Source organism: Streptomyces sp. NPDC048584 (assembly GCF_043199595.1).
Taxonomy (GTDB): Bacteria; Actinomycetota; Actinomycetes; order Streptomycetales; family Streptomycetaceae; genus Streptomyces; species Streptomyces edwardsiae.
The window spans coordinates 26,590-44,749 of record NZ_JBICWF010000007.1 but is presented as its reverse complement, the minus strand read 5'-3'; the positions used below and the strand labels follow the sequence as shown (position 1 = coordinate 44,749).

The following is an 18,160-nucleotide window of genomic DNA, read 5'->3' as shown; positions in this document are numbered from 1 at the left end:
CATGCCCCGTGGCGAAGCCACCATCGGACGCGTGATGGCCCAGATCGCGATGGTGATGAACCTCGACAAGTGCATCGGGTGCCACACCTGCTCGGTCACCTGCAAGCAGACGTGGACCAACCGCACCGGTGTCGAGTACGCCTGGTTCAACAACGTCGAAACCAAGCCCGGTGTCGGCTACCCGCGTCGCTACGAGGACCAGGAGCAGTGGAAGGGCGGATGGATGCTCGACAAGCGCGGGCGTCTGGTCCTGCGCTCCGGCGGCCGGGTCAAGCGGCTGCTGTCGCTGTTCTCCAACCCCGATCTGCCGTCCCTGGAGGACTACTACGAGCCGGTCACCTACGACTACGACAACCTCATCAGCGCCCCCGCCGGGCCCGACATGCCGGTCGCCCGGCCCCGTTCGGTCCTCACCGGCAGGCCCACCGCGATCACCTGGGGCGCCAACTGGGAGGACGGCCTCGGCGGTGCGCCCGAGAACGCCGGCGCCGACCCCAATCTGTCGGGCGAGTGGGCACAGAAGGTCAAGTTCGAGTTCGAGCAGACCTTCCTCTTCCATCTGCCGCGGCTGTGCGAGCACTGCCTCAACCCGGCCTGTGTGTCGGCCTGTCCGTCCGGTGCCATGTACAAGCGGGTCGAGGACGGCATCGTCCTCGTCGACCAGGACAAGTGCCGCGGCTGGCGGATGTGCGTGACGGCGTGCCCGTACAAGAAGGTGTATGTCAACCACGCCACCGGCAAGGCGGAGAAGTGTACGTTCTGCTTCCCGCGCATCGAGGCCGGCCAGCCCACCGTCTGCTCCGAGACCTGTGTCGGCCGGCTGCGCTACCTCGGCCTGCTCCTCTACGACGCCGACCGTGTCGGCGAGGCCGCGGCCACCCCGGACGAGAAGGATCTGCTGGACGCCCAGCGTGGCGTCTTCCTCGACCCGCACGACCCCGAGGTCATCGCCGCCGCACGCGAGTCCGGCATCCCCGAGGACTGGCTGACGGCCGCCCGCCGCTCGCCCGTGTACGACCTGGTCATGCGCTACAAGGTGGCGCTGCCGCTGCACCCGGAGTACCGGACGCTGCCGATGGTCTGGTACGTGCCGCCGCTGTCGCCGGTGCTGGACGCCGTGGACGCGGCGGGCGGCGACCAGGACGACCCCGACCATGTCTTCGCCGCGGTCACCCGGCTGCGCATCCCGCTCGAGTATCTGGCGGAGCTGTTCACCGCCGGGGACACCGATGTGGTCGGCGGGGTGCTGATGAAGCTCACCGCGCTCCGCTCGTACATGCGCGAACGCACCCTCGGTGAGCCGGGCGACGACACCGCGCTCAAGGCCGTGGGCCTCACCCGGGGCGAGGCGGAGGACCTGCACCGGCTGCTCGCCGTCGCCAAGTACGAGGACCGGTACGTGGTCCCCGCCGCCCACAAGGAGGACGCGGCGGCGCTGAGCGCGATGGAGGACCGCTGCCCGGTCGAGACGTCCGGCGACCCCGAGCCCCGCAAGATCATGCTGGGCATCCCCACCCTGCGCCGCGACACCACCGCCGGAGGGCGTCCGTGAGTCCGCTGCCCGCTTCGATCCCCGGCATCGTCCGCACCCGTGTCCGGGCGGCCGTACGCCGCCCGGCGCGGCTCACTCCCGAGGAGACCGCCGGCCGCGCCCTGGTCCTGCGGCTCGTGTCGCTGCTCCTGCAGTATCCCGACCCGGAACTGATCGCCGCGCGCACGGAGTTGACCACCGTGGTGCGGGCCCTGCCGGACACGCCGACGGCCCGGCGGCTGTCCGGCTTCACCGGCTGGTTCGCCGGGCAGGATCCGGAGGCGCTGGAGCGTCACTACGTCGAGATGTTCGACCTGCGCCGCAGAAGCGGCCTCTACCTCACCTACTACCTGCACGGTGACACCCGCCGCCGGGGCATGGCCCTGCTCGCCCTGAACCAGCGCTACCGCGCGGCCGGCTGGAACACCGACGGCGGCGAACTGCCCGACCACCTCCCGGTCGTCCTGGAGTTCTCCGCCCTGGCCGGCCCGGGTGCCGGCGAGGCGCCGCTGCGCCAGCACCGGCGCGGTCTGGAGCTGATCCACCGCGCGCTGACCGACGCGGGCTCCCCCTACCGGCATGTGCTGGCCGCGCTGCTCACGCTTCTGCCGCCCGCCACCGAGGCCGACCGCGCGGCAGTGGACCGGCTCGTCACCGAGGGCCCGCCGAACGAGGAGGTCGGTCTCGACCCCTACGGCGCCTACGGGGACGGCGAGTTCGCGCCTCCGGGCGCCTTCGTCCCACCGGTGCCCGCCCCGCCGACCCGTGTGCCGGCCGCCCCGACCCCCCGTACGGAAGGCCCCCGATGACCGCCGCACCCCTCCCCCCGGCCGCCGCCCCGGCGAGCGGAGCCGATCTGCTTCTGTGGGTCGCCGTCCCCTACATCTGTCTCGCGGTGTTCGCCGTCGGGCACGTCTGGCGCTACCGGCAGGACCAGTTCGGCTGGACCTCCCGCACCACCCAGCTCCTCGAACACCGCTGGCTGCGCTGGGGCAGCCCGCTGTTCCACCTCGGCGCCTTCATGGTGATCGGCGGACATGTCGTGGGGCTGGCGGTTCCCGGCTCCTGGACCGAGGCCGTCGGCATCACCGAGCACATGTACCACACCACGGCCGTCTGGGCGGGGTCGGTGGCGGGCATCGCCATGGTCACCGGGCTCGGCATGCTCTGCGCCCGTCGGCTGCTGACCCGGCAGATCAGGCTGCGCACCGACCGCAGCGACAAGATCCTCTTCCCGCTGCTCTCCGCCGCCGTCCTCCTGGGCATCACGGCCACCTTCGCCCACAACGTCTTCGGCGCGGGCTACGACTACCGCTCCACCGTCTCGGTCTGGTTCCGCGGCCTGTTCGTCCTCCAGCCCCACCCGGAGGCGATCGCCGGCGCACCTCTGCTCTTCCGGTTGCACGCCCTGACCGCGTTCCTGCTGTTCGCCGCCTGGCCGTTCACCCGGCTCGTCCATGTGTGGAGCGCCCCGGTCGGCTACCTCGCCCGGCCGTACCTGGTCTACCGGCGGCGGGCGACCACAACGGCCACCGCGGCCGCCGGCTCCCGTCGAGCGGTATGAGCCACGACGTGACCGCGCTCGCGCGGCGCCGGCAGGCAGTGGGCGCGAGCCGCCGGACGGGATGGGTGATGGTCCTCGCCGGGATCGCCGGCTGGCTCGCCTCGTTCCGGCTCATCGTGGACGACTGGCGGCTGCTGCGCGATCCCACGTATCAGCCGCCCTGTGACATCAGCCCGGTCGTGAGCTGCGGCAGTGTCATGTCCAGCCCGCAGGGCAGCCTGTTCGGTTTTCCCAACATGCTGCTCGGGCTGGGCGCCTTCGCCGCGGTCGCCGCGCTCGGCGCTGCCGTGCTCGCCGGGGCGCGACTGCACCGGCGGCTGTGGCTGGCGCTGGACGCCGGCGCGTTCGCGGGTGTCGTCTTCGCGCACTGGCTGATCGGTCAGTCGCTGTACGAGCTCAACAAGCTGTGCCCCTACTGCGTCGGCGTCTGGGCCGTCACCATCGGCCTGTTCTGGTACGTCACCGTGCACTGTCTGGAGCGGGGCATCATCCCGGCTCCCCGGGGTGTCCTGGACCTCGTCCGGGACACGCACTGGCTGCTGCTCGGCGCCTGGTACGGGGTGATCGCCCTGCTGGTCCTCACCCGCTTCTGGACGTACTGGAGCAGCCTGCTGTAGCCGGGGGCCGTGCGGTCCCCCGGCTGCTCACCGCCTGCTTCAGCGGCCTTCGCGCTTGAGCCTGTCCTGGGCCTGGGTCGCGATGACGGCGGCCTGGATGCGCCGCTCCACACCGAGCTTGGCCAGCAGGCGGGAGATGTGGTTCTTCACCGTCTTCTCGGCGAGGTAGAGCCGCTGGCCGATCTGGCGGTTGGTGAGGCCCTCGCCGATGAGGGCCAGGATCTCCCGCTCCCGCTCGGTCAGGCCCGGCAGTGCGTCGGGCTCGGGCTCCGGCTCCTGGCCCTGGCGCAGCCGGGCCATCAGCTTGGCGGTGGCGCTGGGGTCGAGCAGGGACTGGCCGGCGGCGACCGTGCGCACGGCCGACACCAGATCGGAGCCCTGGATCTGCTTCAGTACATAGCCGGAGGCGCCCGCCATGATCGAGTCGAGGAGGGCCTCCTCGTCGTCGAACGACGTCAGCATCAGACAGGCCAGCTCCGGCAGCTGTGAGCGCAGCTCCCGGCACACGGTCACACCGTCGCCGTCGGGCAGACGGACGTCGAGCACGGCGACCTGCGGGCGCAGTGCGGGCACCCGCACCAGGGCCTGCTCGACGTTGGCGGCCTCGCCGACGACGGTGATGTCCGGCTCGTCGTCCAGCAGGTCGTGCACCCCGCGCCGTACCACCTCGTGGTCGTCCAGAAGAAAGACCCGGATCGGGTTGTCGGGGCCGGGCTGCTCGCCGTCCGCCATCGGATGCTCCTTGTTCTGCGCGCTGTCTGGATCCCGTACCGATTGTGCCCGCTGGGCATGGCCGGTCCCTGTCTACCGCAGATCCTGCGTGATTCCGGGCCGAACGGCCAGGGCCGGTCGGCCCTATCGCACCGTCCTCCGCTCGCTCCGGCGGTGTACGTCCCCCCGCCGGGCCGACCCGGGGCGGAACAGGAGACCGGGGCGCGCGGTCCTCAGCGCAGCCAGGGGTTGTGGCTGACGAAGGGCAGCCGCGCCGACGCCTTCCCGAGTCCCCAGGTGGCTCCGGCGCCGGCGGCCGCGAGGGCGATGAGGGCGACGGCGTAGACGAGGTGGTGGTCGGCGAACGGGTTCGTCGGCATGCTGGGCGAGCCGTCGGACAGATGCCGGGCGGGCGGCCATCCCGCGATCCATGAGCGCCGTCATCGTCGTGCCGGCGACGGCGGCCTGGCTCCCTCCGACGCCCGGGATCAGCGCCGGGCCGACGCCGGGCAGGCCCAGCATGAACAGCCGGTCGGCCCAGGCGGCTCCGGCCCCGTCGTGGAAGGCGGACTCCATCGGGCCGACGGCGACGCCGGCGAGGAACCTCTTCGTGGGGGAGCCGCCGGCGGTCCAGCCGCTGCCGGACCGGGTGGCGTAGCCGAGGCCGAAGGTCTTGTCGGGGAAGGCCCGGAGGAAGACGAACCCGCCGGCGGCCGCAGCCCGGCGAGGACGTACGCGCTTGTCGCGGTCGCCGCCGTGCCGGTCACGGCTGGTGCCGTTCCGGTGCGGTGCGGTGCGGGGACGGGAAGCGGAGTTCCGGGCAACGGTGCGGGTGATCGTGGACCGGCATGGTGCTCATCCCCTCCGAATGAGCGGCGCCTGAGGTGGTGCGGTCTCTCGTTGCGCTTTCGATGTCCCGGGTCCGTGGCGCGGTGCCGGAGGGGCCGCACGGCCCGGACGGCGGGTCCGAACGTCGCCTTGTGCGCGGCCTGTTCGGGGCGGCGTCCATCGCCCGAGGTGCGGTCGACGGCCTCGACGGGGCGTCTGCCGAAGCCGTTTGGGCGGGGCGTCCGGGACAGGCGGCGGACGGAGGGACCTTGCGGTGAGGATGGCCTGCTGCCGCCGTCCGGGCAGGGCCGGACGACGGTCGTACCGGTGCCGTACGGCCCTGGTACGGCACGAGCAGCGGGACCGATGTGCCCGAATCCATGGGGCCGTTCGGCCCCTCTTGGTCCCGTGCCGCGCATCGGCGCCGAAACGTGGCCGGGTGCCTGTTAGACAGATGAGGCCGCCCGTTTGCGACGCGGCGTCCTTCCCCCCAGTCCCCTGCCCCGGGAGGCTTCATGCTGTCCGCTGGATCCGCCGCTGTGGTCCGTGCCACCCTGCCCGCCGTGGGCGGCGCGCTCGACGAGATCACGACCCGGTTCTACGGCACGATGTTCCGCGACCGGCCGGAACTGCTCGACGGGATGTTCAACCGCGGCAACCAGGCGAGCGGGGTCCAGCGGCGCGCGCTGGCCGGCTCGATCGCCGGTTTCGCGACGGCGCTGCTCGACGATCCGGACATGCGTCCCGACTCACTGCTGGAGCGGATCGCGCACAAGCACGCCTCGATCGGGATCACCGACGACCAGTACACGATCGTCCACAAGTATCTGTTCGGCGCGATAGCCGAGGTGTTGGGCGACGCGGTCACCCCGGAGGTGGCGGCCGCCTGGGACGAGGTGTACTGGCTGATGGCCGGTGCCCTGATCGGCCGTGAGGCCCGCCTGTACCAGGACGCGGGCGTGGAACCCGGCGACGTGTGGCGGCGGTGGACGGTCGTCGGGCGGCGCACCGAGACGCCGGACGTGGTGTCCTTCCTGCTCCGCCCGGCCGATGGTCTGCCGGCTCCGCGGGCGCGGGCGGGCCAGTACGTGAGCGTGCGCGTGCGGATGGCCGACGGGGTGCGCCAGCTGCGCCAGTACAGCCTCTCCTCGGATCCCGGCGGGGAGCTGCGGCGGATCACGGTGAAGCGGGTCGCCGGGGCGTCCGGCGCGCCGGACGGTGAGGTCTCCCATCTCCTGCACGACCAGGTCCGCGAGGGCGACGAGCTGACACTCTCCGCACCCTTCGGCGATGTCTTCCTCGACGACCCGGCCGAGGCCACCACGCCGGTGGTTCTCGTCTCCGCGGGTATCGGCGGCACTCCCATGACCGGCATCCTGGCCCATCTCGCCGCCCTCGGCTCGCCCCGTCCGGTGCTGGTCCTGCACGCCGACCGCTCCCCCGCCGAGCACGCCCTGCGCACGGAGACGGGCGAACTGGTCCGTCGGCTGCCGGACGCCCGCGCCGTCTTCTGGTACGAGCGACCGGGCCCGGAGGAACCCGACGCCCGCGAGGGCCTGATGAACCTGGACGGCGTCGAACTGCCCGAGGACGCGGCGGTGTTCCTGTGCGGGCCGCTGCCGTTCATGCGGGACATCCGCACCCGGCTGCTCGGCGCCGGGGTACCGGCCCAGCGCATCCGCTACGAGGTCTTCGGCCCCGACCTGTGGCTGCCCGGCTCCACCGCGTGAGGCCGTGCACCACGGGCCGGCTGTACCGCGCGACGGGCTCGCAGCCGGTAGGCGTCAGTCCTCCTCCGTGACGCGGATGATCGTCCTGCCCGGGGTGTGCGGCGTGCCGGTTCGGCACAGCCATGCGTACCGTCGGCGCTCAGTCGAGACAGAACTCGTTGCCCTCGATGTCGAGCATGGGGATGCACGCGTCGTCGCCGTCGTACAGCGTGCGCACATGGACCGCGCCGAGCGGCACCAGCCGTGCGCATTCCGCCTCGAGCACGGCGAGGCGCTCCTCACCCACGAGCCCGGTGGCGACCCGCACATCGAGATGCAGCCGGTTCTTTGCGGCCTTCCCCTCGGGGACGCGCTGGAAGTACAGCCGCGGGCCCACACCCGTGGGGTCCACGCAGGCGAACCACGCGTCCCGCTGCTCGGGGGGCTGCGACCGCTTGTAGGCGTCCCAGGTGGCGAAGTCCTCCGGTGGCGGAGGTACGGCGTACCCGAGCACCTCGCACCAGAAGCGCGCGAGGCGCTCGGGCTCCGCACAGTCGAAGGTGACCTGGAACTTCTTGATCGCCGGCATCGGCGCACCGTACCAGGGAAGATCCCGCCGCTCGACCGGGTTCGCCCCGGCTCGGTCAGATGCCTGTCGTGGACTGCCGGACGACCACCGAGGTCGGCAGCACGGCGGAGGGAGCGGGCGGTTCCCCGCCCTGGAGACGTGCGAGGAGTATCCGTGCCGCGGTCTCCCCCATCTCCCTCATCGGCTGGCGGACCGTGGTGAGGGAGGGGTGGGTCAGGCGGGCCGCGGGAATGTCGTCGAAGCCGATGACGGCCACGTCGCCGGGTACGCGCAGGCCGGCGGTGCGCAGGGCGGCCAGTGCGCCGATGGCGGCGAGGTCGTTGTGGGCGAACACGGCGTCGAAGACGCGTCCCTCGCCGAGCAGTCGGGTGACGGTTTCGCGCGCGTCCGCCTCGGTGAAGTCGCTCTCGACGACAAGGGCGGGATCCAGCGGATGGCCGCCGTCGGCACAGGCGTTCGCGAAGCCGTCGAGGCGGTCGCGTACGCAGCCGAAGCGCAGGGGCCCGGTGAGGACGAGGGGCGTGTGCCGGCCCGCGGCCAGCAGATGGTGCGCGGCCGCCGCGCCCCCCTCGTGGTTCGCCGCGGTGACGTGGGGGAACTCCGGATGCCGGCCGCGGTCGTCGATCAGTACGACCGGGAGTCCTTTGCGGTGCAGTGCCGCCAGCATCGACAGGGTGTCCTCCGGCTCCACGGCGAGCAGTCCGTCGAAGGCCCCCGCGGAGACCTGGCGGGTGAACCGCCCGAGGGATTCGACACCCCGGTTGCAGGTGAACAGCAGCAGCCCGAACCCGGCTTCCTCGACGGTGTCGACGACCCCTTGGAGGACCTCGCCCATCCACGGCCAGGTCACGGAGGGCACCAGCATGCCGACGGTACGGCTGCTCCCCCGGGCCAGACCCACCGCACCCGAACTGGGCACGTAGCCCAGCCGGTCGATGACCTCCCGGACATGGGCCCTGGTCGAACGGTCCACCTCGCCACGCGTGTTGAGCACGCGTGAGACGGTCGTCTTGCTCACGCCCGCGATCCGGGCCACGTCCGCGATGGTGACCCGCAATGAGACTCCCCTTCCCCGTGTGCCGCCGGACAGGCCGCCACTCGCGGTCTCGGGTCCGTCGCGGCGCCGAGTGAAGCAGCGGGCTCGCCCGGACGTCAACACCGTGACCTCGGGACAGTGTCACGTGTTGAAGGCGTCCGGGCATCGGGATGTACCGATCTCCACCGGAAGTATTGACGGCGACATGACAGTGTCGTTTCACTCTCGCCAGGTCCCGGAAGCGGTTCCGGGACCGGTTCCGGCAGCCCCCACCACTTCCTTAGGAGGAGTGCTGTGCTGAGAACGTCCCCACACCCGCCCGCGGAGAGCCCTCGCCGGCGTCGCGTCTGGCCGACCGCCCTGGCGGCCCTGGGCCTGCTGCTCGCCACCCTGTACAGCGGCGCGGCCACACCCGGCGGCGCCACGAGATCCACCGAGCTCGATGCCGCCCCCCAGGCCGCCCAGGTGGTCCGGGTCGCGGAATTCCTCGCCGAGTGTCCCTACAGCCACCGGCTCCCCGACGACCCGATCGTCTTCCCCGGCCTGCCCGGGGCCTCTCATATGCACAGCTTCTTCGGCAGCCGGGTCACCGACGCGCACACCGATGTCACCGACCTGCTGGGCTCGTCCTCCACCTGCAGCCCCGCCGTCGACACGTCGTCGTACTGGGTGCCCACGATGTACCGCGGTGATCAGCCCGTGGAGCCCACCGGCACCACCTTCTACTACCTGGGTGAAGGGGTGCGGGACGACGTCATCCAGCGCATCCGGCCCTTCCCGCAGGGACTGCGGATCGTGGCCGGCAACGCCAAGGCGACCGGCGTCGACGATCCCACCTCCGTGTCCCGCTGGTCGTGTCTGCACCACGGCGAGGTCAATCCCTCGAAGGACTTCGTGAACTGCCCCGCGGGATCGATGCTGGAGTCCTACCTGGACTTCCCGCAGTGCTGGAACGGCAAGGATCTGGACTCCCCCGACCACAAGAGCCATATGTCCTACCCGGTCAACGGAGCGTGCCCGGCCGGCCATCCGGTGCCCGTGCCCAAACTCCGCCAGGTCCTGCGCTACCCCGTCTCCGGAAGCACCCAGGGACTGCGCCTGGCGTCCGGACCCGGCTACACCATGCACGGCGACTTCTTCAACGCATGGCCACAGAACGAACTCGCCCGCAGGGTGACCGACTGCATCAACGTCATCGTCAAGTGCGGAGCGGACGGCAGGCCGTCCTGATCACCGGTCCGGCTGTCCCGTACCCCGGCACGTCCGCCGAGCCGAAGGAGCAGCGATGCGCGATGTCACGGCCTCACGCCGGCCGAGCGCCCTCGGAGCTGTCCTCCTGGTGTGCGCGCTGGCCGTGCCGGGGTGTGCCGGTTCGTCACCGGGTCCGCCCCGGCCCGCCCCGGCATCGGCTGCCGCCTCGCACGGCGGCCTGACCACCACCGACATCGGCTGGGCCCAGCTCCTGATCGCCATGGACGACCAGGCCCGGTACCTCCTTCGCCTCGCGCCGCGACGGAGCGGCAGCCAGGGCCTCAAGGACTGGGCGTCCGGCACCGCGGACCACCACCGTGCCGAACTGGTCCAGCTGCGGGCCCTGTTGAGGCACGCCGGCCTGCCCGACGACAACCCGCACGAGGGCCACGACATGCCCGGCATGGTCAACGCCGAGGAACTGCGGGCCCTGGAGGCCGCCCGGGGCCCGCGGTTCGACCGTCTGCTGCGATCCGCGCTCGTCGAACACTTCACCCAGGCCGGGAAGCTCGCGGCAGCCGTCCGCACGGCGGACACCGGCGCCCGGGTGAGGAGGGCCGCCGCGGCCAACGGCTCGTACGCCCGTGACGCACTGCGACGCCTGCGGTCCGTCTGACGCTATTCGGTGCGCAACGCCGTCGCCACAGGGACCTTCGCCGCCCAGCCGGCCGGGACCAGCGCGCCCAGCACGGCGAGGGCGACGCCACCCGACCCCAGCAGGAGCAGCTGAACCGGGGCGTACACATCGAGGACGGACGACGGCATGCCCGTACCCACCGCGCGGCCCATGACCGGCATGACGAGGCCGTGCAACGCGTACCCCACCGGCACACCCGCCAGCGCTCCGAGCACACCGACCACCGCCACCGAGGAGAGCACGAGAGTCACGGTCTGCCGTGGCGTCATGCCGATCGCCTTGCAGACGCCCAGGTCGTGGACGCGTTCCCGGGTGTCGAGGACCACGGAGTTGAGTATGCCGAGGCCGGCCACGCACACCAGCATGAGGGTGAGCAGCAGTGCGATCGCGTCCATGACGAGGATGACGCCCTTCCGCTCCGCCGGGGGCGTGGTCGTGGCGTCGCCTCCCAGCGGCCGTACCACCGACGCGAGTCGGTGGGCGTACGCGTCGGCGGAGACTTGGGGCTTCACCTCGACGAGGAAGGTACTGGGTTCGGCGGAGGGGAAGTTCGCCATGTCCGCGTGGATCTCCTGCGCGTTGGCCGAGGTGTCGAAGGACTCGCCCACGATGCGCAGGTCGGCGCTCTCCCGCTCATGGGTCAGGCGGATCGTGTCACCGACCTCGGTGCTGGTCCGTTCCAGGAAACGCGTGGGCACCACGACCTGCCCCTTTCCGCTGATCCAGTGGCCTGAGAGCATCGCGTGGCCGCCCTCGCGCGCATCGCCTTCGTAGAGGCTCGCCCGGACCGAGCCGGAGAGCCCGGCCACGGCGACCTCGGTCCGCAGTGTGCCGTAGTACGACGCCGTGCCCGCCTGGGCGTCGAGAGCGGACCGCACCTTCGCCGGGTCGGCGGCCCGCGGCTCGGCCGTGCCGCCGCTCGCCGGGGACGGGGTGGGCTCGCCGCCCCCGACCGGAGGGGGCGGCGGGGCTGCGATGGTGTGCGGTACGGCCGTCGTGACCGTGACGGCGGCACGGTCCTCCGGATCCTGCGAGGAGCCGATCGCGCTCAGGGACGAGGTCAGGCCCACCGCGAAGGTCACCGCGGCCGTGCCGAACGCCACCGCGAGCAGCATCGCGAGGGCGCGTACCGGATGGGTGAAGGGGGTGGCGAGGCCCTGGGTCACCGGCCGCGGCAGGGGCAGCCGCGCCAGTGTCCGGTGCGCCCACCGCCCGCGCCCCGTGCGGGGCGCCCGGCCGACCGCGAGGACGTCGACCGTGTGCAGCCTTCCGGCCCGCCGGGCGGGGATCAGTGCCGCGAGCCCTACGACGAGCAGGGCGGCGGCCGGCACCGCGATGTCCACCCACCAGGCCACCGAGAGGGAGACGGTGCCGTACAACGACTCCGTGTCCGCCAGCAGCGGCATGGCGAGGAGGTTGCCCAGCGGCACTCCCATGCCGGTGCCGACGGAGGCCGGAATCAGCGCCTGGGCCATATGGGCGCGGACGATCTCGCCCGGGGTGAAGCCGATGGCCTTGAGGATGCCGATCCTGCGCAGGCCGGTGCCGACGGCGCCGCTGATCACACTGCTGACGATGATCACCGACATGACGATGCCGAGCACACCGAACGCCGTCACGAACGGGACGGTCGCCGCCGCTCCCTGGTCCGCGGCGCGCTTGGTGTCCAGCCAGGACTGTGTGCCCAGCAGCGCCCCCGACTCCACGGAGCCGGCGATCTTCGCCCGGTGGGCGAGGATCTGCTCCTCGGTGCCCGACGAATCGAAGCGGTAGAGCATCTGGCTCGTGACCGGACCACCCTGTGCCGCCAGCGCGTCGATCTGGGCCGGTGTGGTCCAGGCGTCTGCGCTCCTGCCGCTCGACACGGCGAAGCCGACGACCGTGAGCGCCGGGCCGTTCGCGGTACCGGACGCCCTGAGGGCGGACCCGATCTCGACGCCGGGTCCCTCGAACGACGAACTGAGCACGATCTCGCCCGGTTTCCCCGCCCACCGGCCGGACGCCAGTTCCACGCGGTCGACGTCACCGTCCGGGGCGGGCCGCCCGACCAGGGTCAGCGTAGGCAGCCGGAATCCGGTCCGGTCCACCGGGCGGAACGCCGTGGACGGATACGGGCCCGCGCTCGCGGTGACGCCGTCCAGCCGCCCGGTCTCCGCCAGCCGTGCGGCACTCGTCCTGGCCGGGTCGAACTGAGCCGTGAGATGTGCGCCCCGCTGCTCGGCGAAGGCGTGGTCGAAGGGCGCGGCCGCGGCGACCATCAGTGCCCCGGCGACCACGGCCGAGGCGACGGCCATCATCGTGGCCACGGCGATCACCACGGTCTGCACGCGACGGCGGCCGACCCCGGAGCGTACGACCCGTCCCAGCGCGCCGTTGCCGAACGGGCTCATCGGGCAGCCCCCGCACATGTGTCGAGGGCCAGGCGGCCGTCGACCAGTTGGATGGTGCGGGTCGCGCACGCCGCCGCCAGTGCCGGATCATGGGTCACCAGCACGATGGTCTGGCCGGCCCGGTGCAGATCCGTCAGCAGATCGCGGACGTCGTGGCCCGAGGCGGTGTCCAGCGCACCCGTGGGCTCGTCGGCGAGCAGCAGTTCGGGCCGGTTGACCAACGCCCTTGCGACACCGACCCGTTGACGTTCGCCTCCGGACAGCCTGCCCGGGTGGGCGCGGGCGTGCTTCTGGATGCCCAGCATCTCCATGAGCTCATCCGCGCGGGCCTCGGCCGCCCGCCGGCCGGTACCGGTCAGCCGGGCCGGGAGCTGGATGTTGTCCGTGACGGTGAGGTCGTCGAGGAGGTTGAAGAACTGGAAGGCCATGCCGATGTGCGCGCGGCGGAACCTGGCGAGGGCGTGCTCTCCGCACCGGTCGATCCGCCGCCCCGCCACGGTCACGGAGCCCTCCGTCGGCCTGTCCAGTCCGGCGACGAGGTTCAGCAGTGTGGACTTGCCGCTGCCGGAAGGCCCCGTCACGGCAAGGGCCTCCCCCTTGGCGACGCTGAGCGTGAGCGGTCCCAGCACCGGCGCGCCGCCGCTGTCGTAGCGCTTCGCCACGCCCTCCAGTTCGATCACGTGATTCATGCGGGCTGTCCGTCCTCGCGCTCTTCGGGAAACGACATGCCGTTGAACCTAGGAGCGCCGCCGGTGGGGCGCGTCGGCCGCGGAAACGGCATCGGCTCCTCCCCGCGGACGAACCGGCCGCGGGCTCCTCCCCGAGGAGGACGACCTGAGGAGGACGCCCTGGTCGGACAGGTGGACGCGGGCCGGGTGCGGAGACCAGCAGAATGGGCGGATGGAGACGGAACGCCGGCGCAGGCAGCTTCTCGACGCGCTGCGCCCCGAGGGCAGGGGTGCGCCGCCGACGGGGCGAGCGGTACGCGCCGACGTGGTGCTGGCGGTCGTCCTGACCGCCGTCGCTCTGTACGTGGCACGGAACCACCCCGGTGAGGGGCCGGTGGGCGTCCACCCGCCCGTGGTCGACGTCGGGAACGGCTTCCCGGCGCCACCACCGCCCGGCCCCGATCAGGCGCCCGTGGAGAACGGACTTCCGTCCGCGCCCTGGTCGCTGATCATGTTGTCGACGCTGCCGCTGGCACTGCGGCGCCGGTATCCGCTGGCCGTCTTCACGACGACGCTGGGCGCGAGCCTGGTCATCGGCGACGCCGCCTCCTGGATCACGGTTCTGGCCTGTGTCGTCGCCGCCTACACCGCCGTCGTGCACAGCCGTTACCGGATCATGGCGATCGGGATCCTGGTAGTTGCCGCCGTACTGTCCGGTTTCGCCTTCCGGAACGCGGATCCCGTGGTCCCGGGATGGTCCAGTCCGGGCTTCGTCCTGCTGGTGGCGGGAATGCTGGCGAGTCTCGTCCGTCTGCTGCAGCTACGGCTGGCGTCCAGCCGGGTACGGGTCGCCGAACTGCAGGCGGCCCAGGCCGAGTCCATGCGCCGGGCCGTCGAGGAGGAGCGTGCCCGTATCGCCGCCGAGCTGCACGATGTCGTGACCCACAATGTGAGCGTGATGGTGATCCAGGCGGGCGCGGCCCGCAAGGTGATGGAGTCGGTGCCCGGGCAGGCGAAGGAGGCCTTGCTGGCCGTCGAGGCGGGCGGCAGGGCCGCCATGGCCGAACTGCGTCATGTGATGGGCCTGTTGGCAGGGCCGGACCAGGACAGGCCCGACGGCCTGGAACCCCAGCCCGGACTCGCACAGCTCGACGCCCTGGTCGCCCGCGTGCGCGCGGCGGGGACGCCCGTGAGCGTCGAACGGTCACTGCCGCCGGAGCCGTTGCCGCCGGGGGTGGGCCTTGCGGCCTACCGCGTCGTGCAGGAGGCGCTGACCAACACGATCAAGCACGCACACGGCGCGCAGGCGTTCGTCTCCATCGGCTGCACCGACGGCGCTCTGCGGATCGAGGTGACGGACACCGGTGGCGGGCGGGCCGGTCCCGCGGTGGCGGGCAGTGGTCGCGGGCATCTCGGGCTGCGTGAACGACTGGCCGTCTACGGGGGCGAGTTGACGGCCGGGCCGACCGGCACCGGCGGTTACCGGGTGACGGCCCGGATCCCGAGGAGCGCGGAATGACGGCGGACGGGCCGGCGCTGCGGGCCGTCATCGCGGACGACCAGGCTCTGGTGCGTACCGGATTCAGGATGATCCTGGCCGCGGACGGCATCGACGTGACGGCCGAGGCCGCCGACGGGGCGGAGGCCGTCGCGGCGGTCCGCCGCACACGGCCCGACATCGTCCTGATGGACATCCGGATGCCGGGCATGGACGGTATCGAGGCCACCAGACGCATCCTCGCCGGTGAGAGCACCCGGGAGACCCGCGTCGTCATCCTCACCACCTACGACCTCGACCAGTACGTCTACGCCGCGCTCACGGCGGGCGCGAGCGGCTTCCTCCTCAAGGACGTCACCCCCGAGCGTCTGGTCGCCTCGCTGCGACTGGTGCAGTCCGGGGACGCCCTGCTGTCCCCCACGATCACCCGCAGGCTGATCGAGCGCTTCGCCCCGCGCGAGGAGCCACGGACCATCGCCCCGCACCGGGATCTGTCGGCCCTGACCCCGCGTGAACTCGAGGTGCTGCGCCTGCTGGCGACGGGCCTGACCAACGCCGAACTCGCCTCCCGGCTCTTTCTGAGCCCCACCACGGTCAAGAGCCACATCGGCCGCATCCTGTCGAAACTGGATCTGCGCGACCGTGTCCAGGCCGTCGTCCACGCCTACGAGACGGGGCTGATCACTCCGGGCGGAAGCCCTCCCGACTGATCACGGGCTCTCCCGCCGACTCGGCCCGGCCGCGTATGCCTGCGGGGGTGCGAGGGCTTGCGCCGAGTACGCCACACGCCTGTGCGCTTCGGTCCGTCGGCGTACCGGTCGGCGCCCGCCTGCGGCATCCGACCGACCGCCCGCGGCGCCGGTGGAGAAGGCGCTGTGGGCGGTCCGCCGTGCCGGTCACGCAGGTTCGACGGGCAGCCAGAGCTCGCAGGAGGCGGTGCTGAAGTCGTCCGCGCGCTCGAGGACCGCGACGATCGAGGGGCCGGGCCGCAGGCGCCACGGGTTCGAGGGAAACCACTCGGTAGCGGTCGCGGCCCAGGTCGTCTGCAGGGCCTGCGGATGCGGTCCGGCGGTACGGAAGACCGCCCACTTGCCGGCCGGTACCTCGATGGCGTCGAGGTCGTCGGGGGCCGGGGTGTCCCGGGATACGGCGACCCCGTGCAGGTAGGTCAGCTCGGTGCCCTCCCTGCCGTCGGGGTCGACGTCGTCGCTCACCTGCAGCAGACCGCCCGGTTCGGTGTCGCCGAGGGCCTTCAGCCGGGGGTGTTCCTCCGGCGGCAGTGCGGTGATGTGCTCCTGGATGTGCGGGTTGACGCCATGGTGGATGAGCGGGACCCGGGCCGCGTGTCCGATCAGCCGGAACGCGGGGCGGTCGATGAGGCGGGTGTCCATGGGGACGCTCCCTTCGACGGTCAGGTGGAACCTGAGCTGTGGTTGTGTGCGCAGGGGGCCTCCCTCGCGGCGTACCTCACCGGGGCCGGCGCCGTGGACCGCGCGGAACGCCCGGCCGAACGCCTCGGTCGAGCCGTATCCGTGCCGGACGGCGATCGTGAGCAGATCGTCCTCACCCCGGACCACGTCGGCGGCGGCGAGGGTCATACGACGTCGGCGGACGTACTCCGACAGCGGCATGCCGGCCAGCGACGAGAACATCCGGCGCAGGTGGTAACCGGTCGTGCCCACCTCCGCGGCCACTGTGCGGACGTCGAACTCCTCCGCGATGTGCTCCTCGACGAGATCCACGAGTCGGTTGAGTGCCGAGATCACGAGGCCTCCTTTCGCTGTCCACCCTGCCTGCCGGGACCCCGCCCGGACCCGACCGCCGCGATCCGGTCCGATCATGGGGACCGGGTCAGGACCGCGCTGCCACCGTCAGTCACACGACGAACGACGTTCACCGGATGCCGCGCCGGCGCGTCGAACAGATACCCCTGGGTGTGGGGCACGGCGAGGTCCGGCTGGGTGCGGCCGGCCGTGTCGGTGGCGCGGGCCAGCAGGTTCGTGGCGCCCGAGCCACCGGCCTCAGAGCACAGCGAGCCGGTCCACCAGCAGTTCCGTTCTGCGCTCGGCGTCTCCCGGCGGCAGCCTTCCCGCCCGGGTCAGGGTCGCCAGCCCGTGCAGGGCGGCCCAGAACACCTCGGTGAACAGCCCCGGGTGGACGCCGTCCCCGGCGACGTCGCTGAGGTTCTCCAGCAGGGCGGCGAAGCCTTCCTTCAGCGGCTCGGGGGTGTCCTCCTCGGCGAACGCCAGGCCGCCGTCGAGCTGGAACATGGCGTCGTAGACGGCCGGGTTGCGTGCCGCGAAGTCCAGGTAGGCGCGGGCGAGGGCGGTGACCCCGGCGCGCGGGCCGTCCGCGGCGGAGGCCGCGGACCGCAGCGCCGCGGCCAGTTCCGTGGCCCCCTGGAGGGCGACCGCGCCGATGATCTCGCGCTTGCCGCGGAAGTGGCTGTAGAGGACGGGCTGGCTGTATTCGATGCGTTCGGCGAGCCGGCGGGTGGTGACGGCGTCCCAGCCCTGCCGCTCGGCGAGCTCGCGAGCGGTCGCCACGATGAGGCGTTCGCGGTCCGCCCGCTCGCGCTCCTTGCGTTCCTGTACCGACATACATCAGATCCTAGCACCGCTAGACAATCGAGCGGCAGTAGGGCTAGCGTTGCCACATCAGCTAGCAACGCTAGATCAGGGAGTCGTCATGCTCAACGCACTTCAGGTCGTCACCACCGTGGTCGTCGGCGTGATGGTGGGGGTGGAGTTCTCCGTCGCCTTCGTCATGAACCGGATCTTCAACGCCCTCCCGGAGGACAGCGGTCAGCTCGCCCGCGCCCATGGGGGCCGGATGCTCGGTGCCGTGATGCCGGTCTGGTACATCGGCTCGGTCGTCCTCGCCGCGGTCTGGGCCCTCGCCGACCGGCACGGCACCGGCCTGGTCGTCGCCGGCGCCGCGCTCCTGGTCGTCAGTGTGATCATGTCGGTCCTGCTGCTCGTCCCGATCAACAACCGGGGCAAGACGTGGACCCCCGAGAACCGGCCCGCCGACTGGAAGCAGCAGATGGACCGCTGGGACCGCTTCCACTACGTCCGCGTCGCCGTCATCATCGCCGCGTTCGCCTGCCTGGCGGCCGCCCTCGTCTGAGC

At 72.0% G+C, this 18,160-nt stretch carries 17 protein-coding genes and 1 pseudogene; 10 read left to right on the top strand and 8 right to left on the bottom strand.

Annotation, left to right across the window (positions count from 1 at the left end; all coding sequences use genetic code 11):
- Position 1 precedes the first annotated feature (1 nt).
- The 4 genes from narH to ACGFR9_RS17115 are packed head-to-tail and all read left to right on the top strand — an operon-like array spanning position 2 to position 3,712.
- A complete protein-coding gene (gene narH, locus ACGFR9_RS17130; RefSeq protein ID WP_393208707.1) occupies positions 2-1,552 on the top strand; it encodes a nitrate reductase subunit beta in 1,551 nt (516 codons plus the stop codon).
- Positions 1,549-2,340 carry a nitrate reductase molybdenum cofactor assembly chaperone gene (gene narJ / locus ACGFR9_RS17125; protein WP_393208704.1) on the top strand — a complete coding sequence of 264 codons (792 nt, stop codon included), beginning with the start codon at positions 1,549-1,551 and terminating at the stop codon, positions 2,338-2,340. The genes narH and narJ overlap by 4 nt, the downstream gene beginning before the upstream one ends.
- Positions 2,337-3,095 carry a respiratory nitrate reductase subunit gamma gene (narI, locus tag ACGFR9_RS17120; RefSeq protein ID WP_393208701.1) on the top strand — a complete coding sequence of 253 codons (759 nt, stop codon included), beginning with the start codon at positions 2,337-2,339 and terminating at the stop codon, positions 3,093-3,095. The genes narJ and narI overlap by 4 nt, the downstream gene beginning before the upstream one ends.
- A complete protein-coding gene (locus ACGFR9_RS17115; protein ID WP_393208698.1) occupies positions 3,092-3,712 on the top strand; it encodes a vitamin K epoxide reductase family protein in 621 nt (206 codons plus the stop codon). Before narI ends, ACGFR9_RS17115 begins: the two co-directional genes overlap by 4 nt.
- Positions 3,713-3,751: 39 nt before the next feature.
- Here ACGFR9_RS17115 and ACGFR9_RS17110 read toward each other — a convergent pair whose 3' ends face one another.
- Both ACGFR9_RS17110 and ACGFR9_RS17105 read right to left on the bottom strand, forming a co-directional pair.
- Positions 3,752-4,444 (bottom strand): response regulator, encoded by a 693-nt coding sequence (locus ACGFR9_RS17110; protein ID WP_393208695.1) that lies wholly within the window; start codon positions 4,442-4,444, stop codon positions 3,752-3,754.
- 212 nt (positions 4,445-4,656) lie between these two features.
- Positions 4,657-5,273, bottom strand: a pseudogene (locus tag ACGFR9_RS17105) (hypothetical protein).
- 493 nt (positions 5,274-5,766) lie between these two features.
- On the opposite strand from ACGFR9_RS17105, the gene ACGFR9_RS17100 reads away from it, so the two are divergent.
- Positions 5,767-6,981: a globin domain-containing protein gene (locus tag ACGFR9_RS17100; RefSeq protein ID WP_393208692.1), complete on the top strand. Its 1,215-nt coding sequence runs from the start codon at positions 5,767-5,769 to the stop codon at positions 6,979-6,981.
- Positions 6,982-7,120: 139 nt separating this feature from the next.
- On the opposite strand, the gene ACGFR9_RS17095 is transcribed toward ACGFR9_RS17100, so the two are convergent.
- Together ACGFR9_RS17095 and ACGFR9_RS17090 are read right to left on the bottom strand one after the other, a co-directional pair.
- The gene (locus ACGFR9_RS17095) at positions 7,121-7,549 is read right to left on the bottom strand and encodes a VOC family protein (RefSeq protein ID WP_393208689.1); all 429 of its coding nucleotides are present in this window, start codon (positions 7,547-7,549) and stop codon (positions 7,121-7,123) included.
- Positions 7,550-7,604: 55 nt separating this feature from the next.
- On the bottom strand, positions 7,605-8,606 hold the full coding sequence (locus ACGFR9_RS17090) for a LacI family DNA-binding transcriptional regulator (RefSeq protein ID WP_393208687.1): 1,002 nt from the start codon (positions 8,604-8,606) through the stop codon (positions 7,605-7,607).
- A gap of 273 nt (positions 8,607-8,879) precedes the next feature.
- On the opposite strand from ACGFR9_RS17090, the gene ACGFR9_RS17085 reads away from it, so the two are divergent.
- Positions 8,880-9,815 carry a DUF1996 domain-containing protein gene (locus ACGFR9_RS17085; RefSeq protein ID WP_393208684.1) on the top strand — a complete coding sequence of 312 codons (936 nt, stop codon included), beginning with the start codon at positions 8,880-8,882 and terminating at the stop codon, positions 9,813-9,815.
- Between the two features lie 55 nt (positions 9,816-9,870).
- A complete protein-coding gene (locus ACGFR9_RS17080) occupies positions 9,871-10,452 on the top strand; it encodes a DUF305 domain-containing protein (protein WP_393208681.1) in 582 nt (193 codons plus the stop codon).
- A gap of 2 nt (positions 10,453-10,454) precedes the next feature.
- Here the strand turns inward: ACGFR9_RS17080 and ACGFR9_RS17075 are convergent, their stop codons facing one another.
- The gene (locus tag ACGFR9_RS17075) at positions 10,455-12,863 is read right to left on the bottom strand and encodes an ABC transporter permease (RefSeq protein ID WP_393208678.1); all 2,409 of its coding nucleotides are present in this window, start codon (positions 12,861-12,863) and stop codon (positions 10,455-10,457) included.
- Positions 12,860-13,552: an ABC transporter ATP-binding protein gene (locus tag ACGFR9_RS17070; RefSeq protein ID WP_393208675.1), complete on the bottom strand. Its 693-nt coding sequence runs from the start codon at positions 13,550-13,552 to the stop codon at positions 12,860-12,862. Before ACGFR9_RS17070 ends, ACGFR9_RS17075 begins: the two co-directional genes overlap by 4 nt.
- A 211-nt stretch (positions 13,553-13,763) precedes the next feature.
- Between ACGFR9_RS17070 and ACGFR9_RS17065 the strand changes: the two genes are divergently transcribed.
- A complete protein-coding gene (locus ACGFR9_RS17065; protein WP_393208672.1) occupies positions 13,764-15,050 on the top strand; it encodes a sensor histidine kinase in 1,287 nt (428 codons plus the stop codon).
- Positions 15,047-15,739: a response regulator gene (locus tag ACGFR9_RS17060; protein ID WP_393208669.1), complete on the top strand. Its 693-nt coding sequence runs from the start codon at positions 15,047-15,049 to the stop codon at positions 15,737-15,739. Before ACGFR9_RS17065 ends, ACGFR9_RS17060 begins: the two co-directional genes overlap by 4 nt.
- A gap of 186 nt (positions 15,740-15,925) precedes the next feature.
- Here the strand turns inward: ACGFR9_RS17060 and ACGFR9_RS17055 are convergent, their stop codons facing one another.
- Together ACGFR9_RS17055 and ACGFR9_RS17050 are read right to left on the bottom strand one after the other, a co-directional pair.
- Complete coding sequence (locus ACGFR9_RS17055; protein ID WP_393208666.1) at positions 15,926-16,795, bottom strand: GyrI-like domain-containing protein; 870 nt, start codon at positions 16,793-16,795, stop codon at positions 15,926-15,928.
- Positions 16,796-17,050: 255 nt separating this feature from the next.
- Positions 17,051-17,629: a TetR/AcrR family transcriptional regulator gene (locus ACGFR9_RS17050; protein WP_393208663.1), complete on the bottom strand. Its 579-nt coding sequence runs from the start codon at positions 17,627-17,629 to the stop codon at positions 17,051-17,053.
- 88 nt (positions 17,630-17,717) lie between these two features.
- Here ACGFR9_RS17050 and ACGFR9_RS17045 point away from each other — a divergent pair, with 88 nt between their 5' ends.
- Entirely contained in the window at positions 17,718-18,158 is a 441-nt protein-coding gene (locus ACGFR9_RS17045) for an anthrone oxygenase family protein (RefSeq protein WP_393208659.1), read from the top strand.
- The last annotated feature ends 2 nt before the right edge of the window (positions 18,159-18,160 follow it).